General features: G+C 68.4%; 1 protein-coding gene and 1 pseudogene. Both read right to left on the bottom strand.

Annotation, left to right across the window (positions count from 1 at the left end):
- Positions 1 to 906, bottom strand: a 906-nt coding sequence (locus tag AC1VAN_RS22245; protein WP_480986795.1) for a TolB-like translocation protein, incomplete at its 3' end; no start/stop codon positions are given.
- A gap of 153 nt (positions 907 to 1,059) precedes the next feature.
- Positions 1,060 to 1,259, bottom strand: a pseudogene (locus AC1VAN_RS22240) (hypothetical protein); the annotation flags it as partial.

The following is a 1,259-nucleotide window of genomic DNA, read 5'->3' as shown; positions in this document are numbered from 1 at the left end:
GTCCAGCACCGCCACATCATTGGCGAAGCGCTGGTAGGTCACCGCATGCGAGAACGGCGCCTTCAGGGTCTCGGTCAGCACATGCACGCCATCGGGTGCGGCGTTGACGTCGTTGTACAGCGCCGGCTGGCCAACCGGGCGCACGCTGCCGGCAGCGGCATCGACCACCGCCAGCTGCGAGGCACCGTAATAGGCGAACAGCTTTTCGTCGTGCACGCTGGTCAGCGTGTCGCGCGCTTCATAGGTGCTGCTCTCGCCACTGCTGCCCAGCGACTCCTGCGCGTCCGGACCGGTGGGCGTACCGCCGTTGGACGGCGCCGGCCCCTGGTTGGCCGGCACCAGCTTCACCAGCAGGTTCTGGCTGCCGCCCAGCCACTGCACCGTGCTGCCGAAGATGGGGTTCAACTGCACGTTCGGCACCTGCTTCACCTGGCCGGTGGCGGCGTCGCCCACCCACAGCTGCACGCTGGTATCGACGGCATTCTGGAAGGCGAAACGGCTGCCATCGGCCGACCACTGTGCGCCACCTGCGCACCCCTGCGGCAGGTTCACCTTGGTGCTCTTGCCGCTGACGATCTCGACCAGGGTGAAGTCGGCCACACAGGCCGGAATGCCATAGCCGCCGGGCGTGTCGTGGCGGCTGCGGTTCTTCGGTTCCAGGCGCACGCCAGCCAGCTTCAGGTACGGCTGGGCGACGCGGGTGATGGACGGATAGGTCTGTGCGGTGGTCAGCAGCAGGCGCTGGCCGCTGGGGTCGATGTTCGGTGCCGGCGGCGGCGGCGCCTTGAGCACCTTGAGCAGGCGTTCCGGCGGCTTGGCGTAGTCGGCGAAGGCCGGGCCGGCGGCCAGCAGGCCGAGCGTGGCAACGGCAACGGCCGCCGCCAGAGAGGTACGACGGATGAGCATCCTTTTCCCCTGGGGTGTGAGTTGGGTACCCGCACGGCGGGCATGGGCCGAATCTAACACCCCCTGCCCACCGGGAAATGGGCCGGAAGGGCTAGTCGCCCCATCCTGCAAAGCGTGGCCCTGCCTGGCCCGGCCCCTCTGGATGCCCTTCGCCTACTGCCGCGCGTGCAACTCCCAGGTGGACAGATAATCAGGATCGATCACCGTCACCCCGCTGGACCGCAACTGGTACTCGCCTGGCGCGGCCGGCAGGTACTGGTCCAGCATGGGCGGCAGGTAGCGCTCATGGCCGTCATCGCCATCGGCCAGCACCAGCCCTTCTTCGGCACTGACCCTCAGCACGGTGCCGGCAA

It is taken from the genome of Stenotrophomonas sp. 05L44_2 (assembly GCF_056665995.1).
The sequence above is the reverse complement of the archived record's forward strand: the minus strand, read 5'-3'. Positions and strand labels throughout refer to the sequence as shown.